This is a genomic window from Nonomuraea sp. WAC 01424 (assembly GCF_003947315.1).
Classification (GTDB): Bacteria; Actinomycetota; Actinomycetes; order Streptosporangiales; family Streptosporangiaceae; genus Nonomuraea; species Nonomuraea spiralis.
The window spans coordinates 305,163-318,476 of record NZ_QHHZ01000001.1 but is presented as its reverse complement, the minus strand read 5'-3'; the positions used below and the strand labels follow the sequence as shown (position 1 = coordinate 318,476).

General features: G+C 68.3%; 13 protein-coding genes. 7 read left to right on the top strand and 6 right to left on the bottom strand.

From position 1 onward, the window contains the following. The first annotated feature begins 119 nt into the window (after positions 1–119). On the top strand, positions 120–524 hold the full coding sequence (locus DMB42_RS01445) for a hypothetical protein (RefSeq protein ID WP_125629807.1): 405 nt from the start codon (positions 120–122) through the stop codon (positions 522–524). Positions 525–639: 115 nt separating this feature from the next. On the opposite strand, the gene DMB42_RS01440 is transcribed toward DMB42_RS01445, so the two are convergent. The 3 genes from DMB42_RS01440 to DMB42_RS01430 all read right to left on the bottom strand — a co-directional run bounded on the left by DMB42_RS01440 (position 640) and on the right by DMB42_RS01430 (position 3,201). Beyond that, the gene (locus tag DMB42_RS01440) at positions 640–1,062 is read right to left on the bottom strand and encodes a DUF4267 domain-containing protein (protein ID WP_125629805.1); all 423 of its coding nucleotides are present in this window, start codon (positions 1,060–1,062) and stop codon (positions 640–642) included. A 28-nt stretch (positions 1,063–1,090) separates the two neighbouring features. Further along, a complete protein-coding gene (locus DMB42_RS01435; protein WP_125629803.1) occupies positions 1,091–1,573 on the bottom strand; it encodes a cupin domain-containing protein in 483 nt (160 codons plus the stop codon). 458 nt (positions 1,574–2,031) lie between these two features. After that, positions 2,032–3,201: an FAD-dependent monooxygenase gene (locus DMB42_RS01430; RefSeq protein ID WP_125629801.1), complete on the bottom strand. Its 1,170-nt coding sequence runs from the start codon at positions 3,199–3,201 to the stop codon at positions 2,032–2,034. Between the two features lie 59 nt (positions 3,202–3,260). Here DMB42_RS01430 and DMB42_RS01425 point away from each other — a divergent pair, with 59 nt between their 5' ends. From DMB42_RS01425 to DMB42_RS01410, 4 genes are all read left to right on the top strand, one after another. Continuing rightward, the gene (locus tag DMB42_RS01425) at positions 3,261–3,803 is read left to right on the top strand and encodes a TetR/AcrR family transcriptional regulator (protein ID WP_125629799.1); all 543 of its coding nucleotides are present in this window, start codon (positions 3,261–3,263) and stop codon (positions 3,801–3,803) included. A gap of 375 nt (positions 3,804–4,178) precedes the next feature. Further along, complete coding sequence (locus DMB42_RS01420) at positions 4,179–4,427, top strand: hypothetical protein (protein ID WP_221761966.1); 249 nt, start codon at positions 4,179–4,181, stop codon at positions 4,425–4,427. A gap of 92 nt (positions 4,428–4,519) precedes the next feature. Next, on the top strand, positions 4,520–5,269 hold the full coding sequence (locus DMB42_RS01415; protein ID WP_125629798.1) for an SDR family oxidoreductase: 750 nt from the start codon (positions 4,520–4,522) through the stop codon (positions 5,267–5,269). A gap of 463 nt (positions 5,270–5,732) precedes the next feature. Beyond that, positions 5,733–7,763 carry a protein kinase domain-containing protein gene (locus DMB42_RS01410; protein ID WP_125629796.1) on the top strand — a complete coding sequence of 677 codons (2,031 nt, stop codon included), beginning with the start codon at positions 5,733–5,735 and terminating at the stop codon, positions 7,761–7,763. 473 nt (positions 7,764–8,236) lie between these two features. On the opposite strand, the gene DMB42_RS01405 is transcribed toward DMB42_RS01410, so the two are convergent. Both DMB42_RS01405 and DMB42_RS01395 read right to left on the bottom strand, forming a co-directional pair. Beyond that, entirely contained in the window at positions 8,237–8,590 is a 354-nt protein-coding gene (locus tag DMB42_RS01405; RefSeq protein ID WP_125629794.1) for a hypothetical protein, read from the bottom strand. 990 nt (positions 8,591–9,580) lie between these two features. After that, positions 9,581–10,294, bottom strand: coding sequence for a TetR/AcrR family transcriptional regulator (locus tag DMB42_RS01395; RefSeq protein ID WP_125629792.1), 714 nt, complete (start codon positions 10,292–10,294; stop codon positions 9,581–9,583). Positions 10,295–10,389: 95 nt separating this feature from the next. Between DMB42_RS01395 and DMB42_RS01390 the strand changes: the two genes are divergently transcribed. Together DMB42_RS01390 and DMB42_RS01385 are read left to right on the top strand one after the other, a co-directional pair. Continuing rightward, a complete protein-coding gene (locus tag DMB42_RS01390; protein ID WP_125629790.1) occupies positions 10,390–10,722 on the top strand; it encodes a nuclear transport factor 2 family protein in 333 nt (110 codons plus the stop codon). 76 nt (positions 10,723–10,798) lie between these two features. After that, positions 10,799–11,692, top strand: coding sequence for an NAD(P)-dependent oxidoreductase (locus DMB42_RS01385; RefSeq protein ID WP_125629788.1), 894 nt, complete (start codon positions 10,799–10,801; stop codon positions 11,690–11,692). Between the two features lie 614 nt (positions 11,693–12,306). Here DMB42_RS01385 and DMB42_RS01380 read toward each other — a convergent pair. Further along, positions 12,307–12,612 (bottom strand): hypothetical protein, encoded by a 306-nt coding sequence (locus DMB42_RS01380; protein WP_125629786.1) that lies wholly within the window; start codon positions 12,610–12,612, stop codon positions 12,307–12,309. Between the last annotated feature and the right edge of the window lie 702 nt (positions 12,613–13,314).

Genomic DNA, 13,314 nt, shown 5'->3' with positions numbered 1-13,314 from the left:
CGTCCACCCTGTCCACGGGTCGGGCATGGCGATGAGCGCCTCGGCCGGCGGGGGAGCGCGGGATTGATCCGGCCGGTGCCATCGTCGAGCGTGGCCGTGGCCTTGTCGGCCAGGGTGCAGTGCTCGCAGAGTCGGCCGGTGTGCAGGCGGCCCTCGAACCCGCAGCGGTCGCAGAAGAAGCTGCGGGTGATGCCCGCGCAGTCGCGGCAGATCGGGTTGCCGTCTGCGCTGCGACCAGGCAGGAGCCGGTCGCTGCCGCAGCCGGGGCAGCGGCCTCGGGCGACCTGCCGGAGTACGCCGGCCGCGTGTACGACTGCCACCGTGAGCATCCGCAGTTCATCCGTCTGCTGCACTGGGAGGGGCTGCACCGCGCCGCCGGCCCCATCGCGGCGTGGGAGCAGCGCGGCGCCCACCATGCCTCCAAGCTGGCAGCGCTCGCCGCCGCCCCAAAGGCGGGCGCCCTGAACGCGGACTTCGCGCCCAGCGAACTGCTCCGCGCTGTGATCGCCCTGGCCGGATGGTGATACGCCACGCCGCAGCTCGTTCACATGTTCATGGGACAGGACGGTGCGGACAACGCTCGCGACACCCTCGTCCGACTGGTCGTCAAGATCGTCCCATGACGCCACTCCACAGCCGTCAAGCGACGGGTTGCGGTGACCCGGTTCGGGAACCGCTGAGCAACAGGCCGCCGGCGAGGACGACCGCCGCGGCGGTGGCGCCGTGCACGCCGAAGGCGGTTGCGGGGTCTCCATCGGAGAGCAGCACGATGAACATGTCGCCGATCGGGGTGAGCGCCACAGCCAGCATCACCCACCCCAGGACCCGGCGCTTGCCTGTCATCAGGACCGCGAGAATCACCAGGCCGGACGCCAAATCCCGGACTCCCTTGACGGCAAGGAATCCCGCACCCTCGCCATGCGGCCAGCTCGGCAGGCCGAAGTCGGGCGCCATGGATTGAGGAGCCAGCAGATAACTCACCCCGACATAGCCGATGAACAAGGCGCCGACGAAAGCGAGAACAACACCGACAGTGGTACGAGATGGCACCTTTGCGGACATCAAGAAATCTCCTTCAATGCTGATGGGGTCAGGACGCCTGGCGGTCGCGGGTCCAGGCGGGGCTGGCGAGGAAGTGGTTGTCGTAAAGGTCCTGGGCGGCCAGCAGTTCCTCGAGCGTGGCCTCGCCTTTACGTAGGCGGTCGAGCAGGCGGAAGTACTCGAATCGCTGGATGCCAGGGGCCACGATGATGAGAAGGTCGGCCGTGTAGCCGGGGGCCGCGGCGAAGGCATGGGGCGTCAACGGGGGCACGGACGCCACGTCGCCCGCCTCCAAGGTCACGATCTCCTCGCCTGCCAGGACGCGCGCCCTGCCGTCCAGGATGTAGAACAGCTCGGTCGAGGTGGCGTGGTGGTGGGGCACGGCGCCGTCGGCGCCGTCGGCGAGCGTCATTCTGATGGTGCTCAGCGCGCCGCCGGTGTCGCTGGAGTCGAGCAGCAGTCGTCCGGTGGCGGTGGGCGAGATGATGGTCTCGGCGTCGATCTCGTGGACGACTGCCGTTTCTACGATCATTGACAAGTCAGGCTCCCTTCGAGCGCGGAGGACACGAGTCGTTTGTGCGTAGGCTCGGTCGACCGGCGCTCCTGCGATCAGTACTCGGTAGTAGGTAGTAGAGGGCGCCGGCCAGCTGGTCGAACAGCGCTTCGGCATCCACATCGGCGCGAGCTCGCCGCGCTCGCGCGCCCGTTCGATCAGGGCGAGCCCGAGGGCGTTGCGCGCGGCGTACTGCTCGCGGGCCAGATTGCCGTTGTCCTCGTGCCTGGCTGCGGCCGCTACGGGCTCGCCGGCGCCCTCGCGGGTGGGCCTTCGTAGCCGCCTGCCGCGCGCATGCGGCTGAGCGCGACGGCGATCTTGTCCAGGTTGCCGACAAGGGGCGGCTCGGATGTCGCCGGTCTCGGTGATCTCCGTGGCCGGCCTGCAGCCGTGCCGGCACCTCGACGGGGCCAAGTCCCGCGGGCGTCCGCGAGGTGTCACCAGGTGGGCAGGTCGATGGCGGTGGCGGCGCGGTGGATGGGCGCGACGACCTTGGCCATGATCCGGTCCTTGCCGGGCAGCAGGCTGACCAGGCGCAGCATCAGCATCGACAGGCGCACCTGGGAACGGCTCGACAGGACCATCCGCTTGATGTTGGCGGTGCCCAGGGCCTGGTTGGCCTCGACGAAGGAGCGCATCCGCGCCTCGTACGCGGGGAAGGCAACGGTGTGGTCGCCACCGGCCCGTTTGAGCTCGGCCGCCAGCACGTACGCGCCGACCAGCGCGAGGCTGGTGCCCTGGCCGGAGGCGGGCGAGGCGCAGTAGGCCGCGTCGCCGACCAGCGCGACCGGGCCGGCGTGCCAGGTGTCCATGCGCACCTGGCTCATGGAGTCGAAGTAGAAGTCGGGCGCGCCGGTCATGGACTCCAGCAGGCGCGGCACCTCCCAGCCTGATCCGCGGTAGGCCTCGGCCAGCGCCTGCTGCTGCTCGGCGCGGTCGCCTGTCTTGCCGGTGGCGGCCCACAGGAACATGGCCTTCGCGCCGGTGTCCTGGCGGGTGCTGTAGAGCAGTGCCGTACGGCCGGGGCCGACGTAGGTGAGCTCCTCGCGGTCGAGCCCGAGGTGGTTGGGCACGCTGAAGATCGAGACGTTGTAGCCCATGTCGTGGACGAAGCGCTCCTCGGGCCCGAAGGCCAGGGCGCGGGTGTTGGAGTGCAGTCCGTCGGCGCCGATGACGAGATCGAAGTCGCGGACGAGCCCGCCGGCGAAGGTGACCCGGGTGCCGTCGATGGCGGCGATGGAGTCGCCGAAGACGTACTCGACGCCGTCGGTCGCCTCGTGGAGGAGCCGGGCGAGGTCGCCGCGGTGCAGTTCGGCGTCCTGGTGGACGCGGCCGCCGAAGCTGTCGCCGTCCATGCTGGCCACCTGGCGGCCCTCGCCGTCGACAACCGAGCCGGTACGGACGTCGGTGCGGAGGGCACGGATCTTCTCCAGCAGGCCCATCCTCTCGACGACGTCGAGGGCGGCGCCCCGGATGTCGACCTTGTAGCCACCTTCGCGGACATCGGTGGCGCGCTCGACGACAGTCGGGGTGAAGCCGTGCTCGCGAAGCCAGTAGGCCAGGGTCGTGCCCGCCATGCTGGCGCCGGAGATCAGGATGTTCTTCATGTCCGGAATGGTACGCACGTGTTAGACACATGTGCAAGACGGATGTGTAAGATGGCGTCATGGGAAATCGAGAGGATCTTCTGGAAGGCGCCAAGCTCTGCCTCTACGAGAAGGGCTACTTCCACACGACCGCACGTGACATCGCCACCGCGGCCGGGGTCAGCCTGGCGGCGATCGGCTACCACTACGGCACGAAGGACGCGCTGCTCAACGAGGCGGTGGTGGAGGCGATGCAGGAATGGGCCGACGACCTGGGCCGGGCGCTGGCCGAGCCGGGAGACTTCGAGACGACCTGGGCCAAGGTCATCGAGTCCTTCACCCGCGCCAGGCCGCTCTGGGTGATCCAGTTCGAGCTGGTCGCGCACATGGCGCGCACCCCCGAGTTGCGCGAGTCATTCGCGGAGGCGGGACGGCAGGCCAGGCTGGGGCTGGCGGAGCTGTTCGGCTCCGACTCCGAGAAGGTGGGGGCGGTGATCCAGACGCTGGTGGGCGGCCTGGCGGCGCAGTGGCTGGTGGACCCGGACGGCGCGCCGGCTCCGGCGGACCTGCTGGAGGGCTTGCGGGTCCTGATGGGGCGCGCACCGGCGCCGTCCGAGGGGTGAGGCCGCACACCGCAGGCAGTGGCGGTGCCGGCGGATCACGGCTCGCCGTGGCGATGCCGCTCCAGCTTGCGGCTTGATGTGCACCTTGTCATTGCGCCTGCTCTGTGCGGAGACATCTGGTCTGCGTAAGAAGTCAAGGCCAATGCTCCAAGAGCAGCGCCAAGGCCCTCACGATCACAACACAAGCAGAACATCTCGCGTCGACATCGATGGCGTCGAGGTCTCAGGTCTAGTTCATGGAAGAGTTTCGCATGGCGCGGGCATTTTCGGTCCCGACCGCTGTTCGATTGTTTCTCCCTTCTGTGCTCCTAATTCCCATATGGCTGGTATTCATCGCCTTCGTCCCTGATCGTCATCGTATCGAGCTGGTGTTCCTTGCAGCAGGGGCGACGGTGGTCTTCGCTGGAATGCGCCGCCCGGGCGACGATCGACGCCGCCCTTGAGCGTCGCGAGACCCGCGGTTGCCACAACCGCTCCGACTACCCGGAGCTCGACCCGGCGCTGCGGGTCAACCTGGTGTGGCCCGGCCCGGGAATGGTGCAGAGGGAGGCGATCCCGTCGATCCCCGCCGAGATCGCGTCGCTCATGCGCGAGGTCTCGACCGTCGGAAAGCTCGTCGAGTAGCCATCAGTCCTGTGTCACAAAGCCTGAGTGGCGCCCGGTCCTAGCTGGCGACCGGCCGCAACCGGACGCGCCGGCGGACAGGAAGGCTTCTCATGAAGATCGTGGTAATCGGCGGGACCGGTCTGATCGGCTCGAAGCTCGTGACGAAGCTGACGGAGCACGGTCACGAGGCGGTGGCCGCGGCGCCCGGCACCGGTGTCGACACCCTCACCGGCGAGGGGTTGGCCGAGGTGCTGGCCGGCGCGAACGTCGTGGTCGACGTGTCGAACTCCCCGTCGTTCGAGCGTGCCGCGGTGCTGGAGTTCTTCGAGACCTCCACCCGCAACCTGCTCGCCGCGGAGGCGGCGGCCGGTGTCGGCCACCACGTCGCGGTGTCCATCGTGGGCACCGAGCGCATGCCGGAGAACGGCTACTTCGCGGCGAAGATCGCGCAGGAGAAGCTCATCGAGAAGTCGTCGATCCCGTTCTCGCTCGTGCACGCGACGCAGTTCTTCGAGTTCGCCCACGGCATCGCGGACGAGTCCACGGTCGACGGCAAGGTGCATGTCGCGCCCGTGCGCTTCCAGCCCATCGCGGGCGACGACGTCGCCCAGGCGGTCGGCCGGACCGCGGCCGGCGCACCGCTGAACGGCCGGGTGGAGGTGGCCGGGCCCGAGCAGTTCCGGATGGACGAGTTCTTCCGCCAGGCCCTGGCCGCCTGGGGCGACCCGCGGGAGGTTGTCACCGACCCGCACGCGCGCTACTTCGGCAGCGAGTTGAGCGAGTACAGCCTGGTGCCCGTCGACCGCGCCGCCTCCGGCCAGATCCGCTACCTCGACTGGCTCAAGGCCGCCGCCAAGTAGCGGCCCGGCCCGGCTCGGCAAGGGCCGTCCGGCGCCGGGCCGGCAGGGCGTCCACCACGCTCGAACACCCCTGACGACCACCGAAGCAGGACATCATGAAACACCTTGGACCACAGCGAACCGCCGCCGACTCCGGGTCGGGCTCCATCGACACCCTCGACAGCCTGCGTGAACACCTGCAGTGGGCGATGATCGTCGCTGCTGATCTCCGAGGGCGCCCCACACACGTTCGGGGCCGTCATCTGCGGGTGCTCGGCATGGGGGAGTGGATGGCGTTCCCCTGCCGATCGACGCGCGGCGGGCCCTATGAGTACGGCAATGCCGACGATGGAGATCCCGGTTGCGGTGATCGTCATGCTGGCCCCAGACACAGACTGGCTCGTTCGTTCGTCCGCCCAGAAGGTGGCCTTGTCCGTAGTTTGGTGTTGATCACGTGGAGGGCGCAGGGATCGGCGGTGTTGCGGTGGGAGTGCTGTCGGGACGGTATGAGCTGCTGGAGCCGTTGGGGCGCGGCGGTATGGGGGTGGTGTACCGGGCGCGTGACCAGGAGCTGGAACGGATCGTGGCGGTCAAGGTGCTGCCCGCGCAGATGCTGCGCGATGAGGACTTCCGGGCCCGGTTCCGCCGGGAGGCGCGGGCGGCGGCGGGCTTGTCGCATCCCAACATCGCGACCGTCTATGACATCGGAGAGGACACCGATGGTGCGGAACCGGTTCCATATCTCGTGATGGAGCTGGTGGAGGGCGGGACACTGGCCGACCTGCTGCGCCAGACGCCACCGACCCCGGACGAGGCCGGGCGGATCGTGGCGGCCGTCCTGGAGGCGTTGGAGCACAGCCACGAACGGGAGATCGTGCACCGCGACATCAAACCCGCCAACATCATGGTCCACCGCGCAGGCGGCCGGGTGCGGGTGAAGGTGATGGACTTCGGGATCGCCAAGCTCATGTCGGAGACGGCCACCCGGCTGACCGCCACCGGAATGCGGATCGGCACCCCGTCCTACATGTCGCCCGAACAGGCCGACGGCAAGCCCACCGACGCCCGCTCGGACCTGTACTCCACCGGATGCGTGTTGTACGAGATGCTCACCGGCCGGCCGCCTTTCACCGGGGGCTCACCCGCTGTCGTGCTCTTCCAGCACATCCACAAGACCCCGCCGCCGCCTTCACAGCTGAACCCGGCCCTGGCCTCCTTCTGGGACCGGATACTGGCAACCGCGCTGGCCAAAGACCCTCAAGAACGCCACCAGGACGCCACCGCGATGCGGCAGGCCATCGAAACCAACTCAGCGGCTCCCTACCTCCCAGGTGCCGGTGACGGCCCGGCCTCCGCGTTCGGACCTCCCACCCGGCTTGACAGCCCCACGCTCGCCGAAACGACATCTCCGGCACCGACTCCCCACGCACCCGGACCTCCGGGACGCGGGGTGCAGGCCGTGCCCGGATCGGCAACCGACGGCCACGTCGTCGCCGCTCCGCGCCGGGTTCTGACCCGCCGCCGCCTGTTCACCGGTCTGGGGGCCGCAGGACTGGCCGTCGCCCTGCCGGCCGCCTACTACACCTTGAGCCGCGGGGACACCGCCACTCTTCTCGGCGAGCCCCTCACTGGCCACAACGGCTGGGTCGACTCGGTGGCGTTCAGCCCGGACGGCAAGATCCTGGCCGTCGGCAGTCGCAACAAAACCGTACGGTTGTGGGACGTGGCCACCCGTGCCCTCCTCGGCCGGCCCCTCACCGGCCACGAGGGAGGTGTCTCCGCGGTGGCGTTCAGCCCCGACGGCAAGATCCTGGCTGCCGGCAGCGACTACCAGACCGTGCAGTTGTGGGACGTGGCCACCAACACCTCGATCGGCGACCCTCTCAAGCAGTACGGCCCGCCCGGCCCGGTCCACGCGGTGGCGTTCAGCCCCGACGGCAAGACGCTGGCCATCGGCGGCAGCGACAAAACCGTATTGTTGTGGGACGTCGCCACCCGCAACCCCGTCGGCCGCCCCATCACGGTCCGCAATGATTGGATGGACTCGATCTCCGTGGTGGCGTTCAGCCCGGACGGCAAGATCCTGGTCGCCGACGATGGCGACACCGTACGGTTGTGGGACGTCGCCACCCACACCTCCCTCGGCCGTCCCCTCACCGGCCACACCGACTGGGTCGGCTCGGTGGCGTTCAGCCCCGACGGCAAGACCCTGGCCACCGGCAGCAGCGACGACACCGTACGACTGTGGGACGTGGCCACCCGCAGTCCCATCGGCCGCCCTCTCACGGGCCACAACGACGATGTCTCCGCGCTGGCGTTCAGCCCCGACGGCAAGATCCTGGCCACCGGCAGCTACGGCGACACCGTGCGGTTGTGGGACGTGGCCACCCGCACCATCGTCGGCCGTCCTCTCACCGGCCACGCCGACAGCGTCGGCTCGGTGGCGTTCAGCCCAGACGGCAAGATCCTGGCCAGCGGCGGCAGGGATGGCACCGTGCGGTTGTGGCAACTATGAAGGGATGTCGCCGGCACCCAGCCCCTACCGGCAGCACCACGTGGGCGAGCCGGCCCAGTGGGGTGCCTGATGAGGTGTTCGGCGAGATAGCTGAGGAGGGGCGGCGCGGTCGGTGTATTCGGGAGCGAGGGCAGTCCTTGGGACCGCCACCTCGTAGTGGCCATGCCCGCCCCGAGTGGCGCGCAACGCCGACAGAAGAGCTGCCCGAGCCTCGTTCGCGACGTGGTGGGCGAGAGCCGTCCGGGTCCGCGCCGAACTCCCGGATCGTGTCGTACGGCGCGGACCCGGACGGCAACCAGGCCCGGTGTGCGTGATCCGGCGCGGCCTGTCCGGCCCGACGTCACGCACCCCGTCAGGGCCCTGGCATGTGACCGACTCCCAGCCCACATACTTTCGGACCAACATCAGCTTCCCGGCCCGTTTCGCCGCCTACTGGTGGGCCACCGGCGCTGATTCCGGCTGCGCCAGGGCGCTCAGCAGGGTATTCCGCCGCCGCTCCCGGAGACGGTGACCTGACTGATGTGGATGTAGCGATTGGAGGCCCAGGTGTACCAGCGATTGTCGCCCCCGCTGTAGTCTCCACGCACGCAGCCGGTCGGGAAGAGGCGAAATCCCTCGTTGCACTGGGCGACGAGGTTGGTACTGATGATCCGGGGAGAGCTGCGGACGTTGCTGCCGTCGTACCTGCATGCGTAGGTCAGGGTGGCACTTGTGCTGGTCGAGGCCACTGCCGGAGCGGCAGTGAACAGCACGGCGACGCCGCCCAGCGCTACGACGGCGCTGCCCAGACCTGCGGTCAGACGTCGAATCGGCATCCTCTTGATCATGTATTCACCTCTCATGACTCGGTGACTGTGTCGCGCCCCGGTTGGGTGTCAGGGGGCAAGTCTTGGTGACTGATCGATTGTCTGGAACCCTGATTCGTCACCCAGACAAACTCGGCTTGTGGGTGGCCAGAGGCAGTTCATCGCGTCCGGCCCAGGCTCGTCACCCTGTTCCAGCCTGAACGGGAACACGCGGCTCAGCCCCCTGCCTGCCGTTCGGGCCGTTCTTGAGACGGCTGGACCGAGTTGACGGGATCCGTCCGATCGTCTGAATCGGACGGGATTTCGTGTTTTCCGAGGTCTTCGGATCGTTGGGCGGGGCGGCTCTGGCTCGTTTGGCGTTCGTGGCGAAGGGCGCTGGTGGTGTTGAGCCGCTGGGAGCGCGTGAAGGGCCGGCGGCCGGGCGTGCGGGACCGGTCGGTCGAAGTAGTGCTGTCCGGATATCAACCCAGCGAATCAGGTGCTCGGTGGTGGTCTTCCGGATGCTGCCGGAAGTTCCGGATCCGGATCTTGTGCATCGAATGCGTAGGTGTCCTCGGGCGGAGGCTCGCGGTGGTCGTGGGCTTGCCGCCAGACGAGGCGATTCTTGGGGTCGCCGAGGTCGTCGGGGTGCAGATTACCGAGGGGGAGGTGCCGGCGGCCGGGCATTGCAGCCGGATTCGCCCGTGGGCGTCGGCGCCTTGCTTGAGCTTGAGTCAGTAGGGCTCGCGGGCGGCGATCAGCTGGGTGAGCTGCTCGGGCGGGGGGCGGATGGTCTGGTCGTCTCGGTGACGCTGTGCCCGCGTGCCCGACGAGATCGGCGATGGTCTCGATGGGTACGCCTTGGTCACTCAGGATGGAGACGAACGAGTGGCGCAGTTCTCGGGGACTACAGGCGGTCGGCCCGCCATACGTAGATGGCGAACTTTGTGTCCTTTGAACCCCACTTCCGTCACTGTGGGCCAGAACTGAACCCCACCATGACCACCGCCCACCCGCAGCAGCCCTCCGGTCCTAATCCGTACGCGCACCCAGGGAAGCGATGAGGTCGCGCATCTCGTCGCGGTAGACCGCGCTCGGGTTGTGGACGAGGGGCCGGATGTGGCCGTAGATCTCCAGCGCCATGAGCCCGTGCATCCGGCCCCACACTCTCAGCGTCATCGCGACGGCCGCCGGTGGCAGGTCAGGAAAGGCCGCCCGGACATGGGCGACAAAGTCCGGGTCGAAGTCAGCCCAGTCGTAGGCGTGGTCGGTGCTTTGGCGTGCCGGGGCTGTCGGCCAGGCTGCGGCGACGAGGCCGACCAGGCCGTTGCAGGCGCGCACCTCGGCGTGCTTGCCCGGGCCGTCGCCGGGCGGGCGGTAGCCGGGCACCGGGTCGCCGTAGATCAGCCGGAAGCCTTCAGGGTTGGCCAACGCCCAGCCGCGCATGGCCAGTGCCCAGGCCAGGATCCGGGCGCCGGGATCGGTCGGCGGTACCGCGTCACGGGCGGCCTCGGCGGCCTCGACGGCGGAGGTGTAGACGTCGCCGATGAGCGTGGTGATCAGGTCGTCGCGGGTGGCGAAGTAGCTGTAGATCGCTCCGGCCGTCATGCCCATCTCGCGGGCGATGGCGCGCAGGGTGATGGCGTCCGGGCCCCCGTCGGTCATGAGTTTCATGGCGATCGCCTTGATCTCGGCGCTGGTCTGGGCGCGCAGCCGGTCGCGACGGCTCGTCGTGTGGTCGCTCACACTTGACAGTCTACAACGTTGCCATATTATGCGACGTATTCCTTTTGAACGCCGTGTAGTAGTTGGCTGATGTGTACTCTCAAAGGAGTCGGCACGTGAGCACGACCGACGTGATCCTCGCCTACCTCGACATCTGGAACGAGCGGGACGACACCGCCCGGATGACGCTGATGAAGTCCGTCCTCACCGAGGACTCGCTCTACGTCGACCCCAACAACGCGGGCCTGCGCGGGCACGCCGAGCTGTCGGAGGTGATCGGCCGCATGCGTGCGCAGGTCGGCGAGGCGAAGTTCACCCTCGGCGCCGTGATGGGCGCCCACCACGGCCGCGCGCTCTTCACATGGAGACTCGGTACGGTCGCCACCGGCTACGACGTGGTCGAGTTCGCCGACGGCCGCATCCGCAGCATCGTCGGGTTCTTCGTCTGATGTGCTCGCGGCCTGGCTGTGCCGTACGAACCCATCCAAATGCGGCCGATGCCGCATGAAGCCCACAGGAGCACCCATGTCCCCTATTTCCGCCTCGAAGTCACCGGTCACCGTTGTCGGCCTGGGACTGATGGGCCATGCGCTGGCCGCGGCCTTCCTGGCGAGCGGTCACCCGACCACCGTCTGGAATCGTTCGGTGGACAAGGCCGGCGATCTCGTCGCCGGCGGCGCCACCCTGGCCGGCTCGATCAAGAGCGCCGTCGAGGCCGGCCCGCTCGTCGTGGTCTGTGTCTCGGACTATGACGCCGTGCGCGCGTTGCTCGACCCGGTCGCCTCCTCGCTGGCCGGCCGTACCCTCGTCAACCTGACCACGGCCAGTTCCACACAGGCCCGTGAAACCGCCGGATGGGCGGCCAAGATCGGCAGCGCTTACCTCGACGGGGCGATCCTCGCCCTGCCCCAGGCCATCGGCACTGCGCAGGCCACGGTGTTGTACGCGGGCCCGAAGGCCGCCTTCGAGGAGCACGAGGCCACTCTGCGGGCGCTCGGCGAGAGCGGGGCGATGTACCTCGATGAGGACCACGGCCTGTCTGCCCTGTACGACATGTCGGTCCTGAGCATCATGTGGGGTGTCTTGAACGGCTTCCTGCAGGGCGCCGCGCTACTGGGCACCGCGAACGTCAAGGCCTCGACCTTCGCGGCCCTGGCCACCACCGCGATCAACGTGACGACCGATTACGTGAGCGCGTACGCACGGCAGATCGACGAGGGCGCCTACCCGGCCGCGGATGCCACCATCGCCGTTCACGCGGGTGGGATGGAGCATCTTGTCCAGGAGAGTGAGGTGCTGGGGGTCAATGCCGAGATGCCGAAGCTCTTTCTGGAACTGGCCACGCGCGCGGCGGCGGGTGGCCGGGCCGGCGACAGCTACGCGGCGTTGATCGAACAGTTCCGCACCCCCGCTGTCTGATCTCTCGCCGGGGCCGCCTCCTTGGCCATGACCTCGGTGCGGAAAGAGATGGGGACCGGGTACTCATCACCGGCTACGCGCGGCATCGTGTCCTTCCGCAACCCCGCCGGGCACACCGACGACGGGTTGAGCCGAGATGCAAGCAGAAGCGGCCAAACAGTCGATCATGTTCGTAACCTCGGAAGCGGACTGGCGCTTCCGGAGTCCTGGAGCGACAGCGACCGTGGACACCCGAGAGACACAGAGCCGGCCGGCCACCGGAAACGATCAGATCGGCGGCGGTCGGGTAGCCGGGAGGAAATCTCACCAGACGGCTCCAGCGCTGCCCACTGCTCGTCGGTCAGGTCGTGCCGCCTCGTCACCGCTACGCCGGCCACGAGGTCTCCGATATTCGGCTCTTCTTCGTCGTTGAACCAACTACCGGAGGCCTCGTCGATTACCCACGACCCGCCACGCCGCGCCCCCTCATCACCTTGAAAACGCGGCCTGGCGGCACAGGCGGGGTCCGCTTGGATGCTGGAGGCGTCCGAGACCGACCCAACCGATCCAACCGGTCCGACGGCCCCTGTGGCGTCGGACCGGACCGGTTCCGCCGGATCACCGGCGGATGCGGACTACCCGTAGCACGGACTCTGGTCGGCGTTGACCCAGTCGATCTTCGTGACGGTCACGGGCATGGGGTAGGTCTCGTGTCCCGCCGCGACGTCGCCGTCCTCGGCGCGGTGAACGCACATCGACCCGCTCTGGCCGGTCGAATTGACGTACGAGACCACGACGTGGTCCTCGGTGGCGGGCCAGCCGTAGTTGAAGAAGGATCGGACCTTCTTGTACGGGCTGAAGAGCACCCCGGGGGCCGACCAGTCTTCGCCCCGGCCGATGCCGATCTTCGTTGCTTCGGAGATGACCTCTGTCGAATACATGCAGAAATCTCCCCGCCCGCAGCCGTACAGGCGATCGGGAAGGCTTGCCGCGCTCGCAGGTGACGCGAACGCCAGCCCTGCCAGAGAGATGGCAGCGACAGCAGCCGGGATGAATCTTCTCAGCATGAGATCTCCTCGTTAGTTGCCTGAGCGAGCCCAAAGGCCGTGAAACGCCTGCCCGCCGAGCAGGTATCGGCAGGCGGAGGCCCAGTCTTGGTGGCTGATGGATTGTCTGGAAGCCGGATTCGCCACCCAGACAAAACTCTGCTCGTGGGACTGGTGGTCAGAGCCAGTTCATCGCGCCGGGCCCGGACTCCTCACCCTGTTCCGGCCTGAGCGGGAACACGCAGCTCAGCGCCCCTGACTGTCGTCCACTTGTTCTCGGTTGCTGTCTCGTCCACGCCATGGAGGTGCTGTGTGCGATCTTGTGCAGATATGGGACGCCGAACTAGCCCACACCCCCACCCCCTGACGGACACGGGCGCCGCCGTGGCCTCGCCCCTGACGACGTGCCGACGCTGCTCGACGTCGTCCTGCATACCCGAGAACCAGCGGCGCGCGGCCTACCTGGAGCGGATCAGGCTCGTCAAGGCCTTCCGCTCGGGTCCGTGTCACCAGCCGCAAAGTAGCTAAGAGCCTGCTGACAAAGGATTTGGTCGCCGAGGCCGGGACGGGGATGCCCTGGTCGAGCCCCATCTTCGA

What these genes read in the sequence shown, in the direction of transcription:
- DMB42_RS01440 (WP_125629805.1), bottom strand. Translation starts at nt 1,062, where the DNA reads ATGTCCGCAAAGGTGCCATCTCGTACCACTGTCGGTGTTGTTCTCGCT.
- DMB42_RS01435 (WP_125629803.1), bottom strand. Translation starts at nt 1,573, where the DNA reads ATGATCGTAGAAACGGCAGTCGTCCACGAGATCGACGCCGAGACCATC.
- DMB42_RS01430 (WP_125629801.1), bottom strand. Translation starts at nt 3,201, where the DNA reads ATGAAGAACATCCTGATCTCCGGCGCCAGCATGGCGGGCACGACCCTG.
- DMB42_RS01425 (WP_125629799.1), top strand. Translation starts at nt 3,261, where the DNA reads ATGGGAAATCGAGAGGATCTTCTGGAAGGCGCCAAGCTCTGCCTCTAC.
- DMB42_RS01415 (WP_125629798.1), top strand. Translation starts at nt 4,520, where the DNA reads ATGAAGATCGTGGTAATCGGCGGGACCGGTCTGATCGGCTCGAAGCTC.
- DMB42_RS01405 (WP_125629794.1), bottom strand. Translation starts at nt 8,590, where the DNA reads ATGATCAAGAGGATGCCGATTCGACGTCTGACCGCAGGTCTGGGCAGC.
- DMB42_RS01385 (WP_125629788.1), top strand. Translation starts at nt 10,799, where the DNA reads ATGTCCCCTATTTCCGCCTCGAAGTCACCGGTCACCGTTGTCGGCCTG.
- DMB42_RS01380 (WP_125629786.1), bottom strand. Translation starts at nt 12,612, where the DNA reads ATGTATTCGACAGAGGTCATCTCCGAAGCAACGAAGATCGGCATCGGC.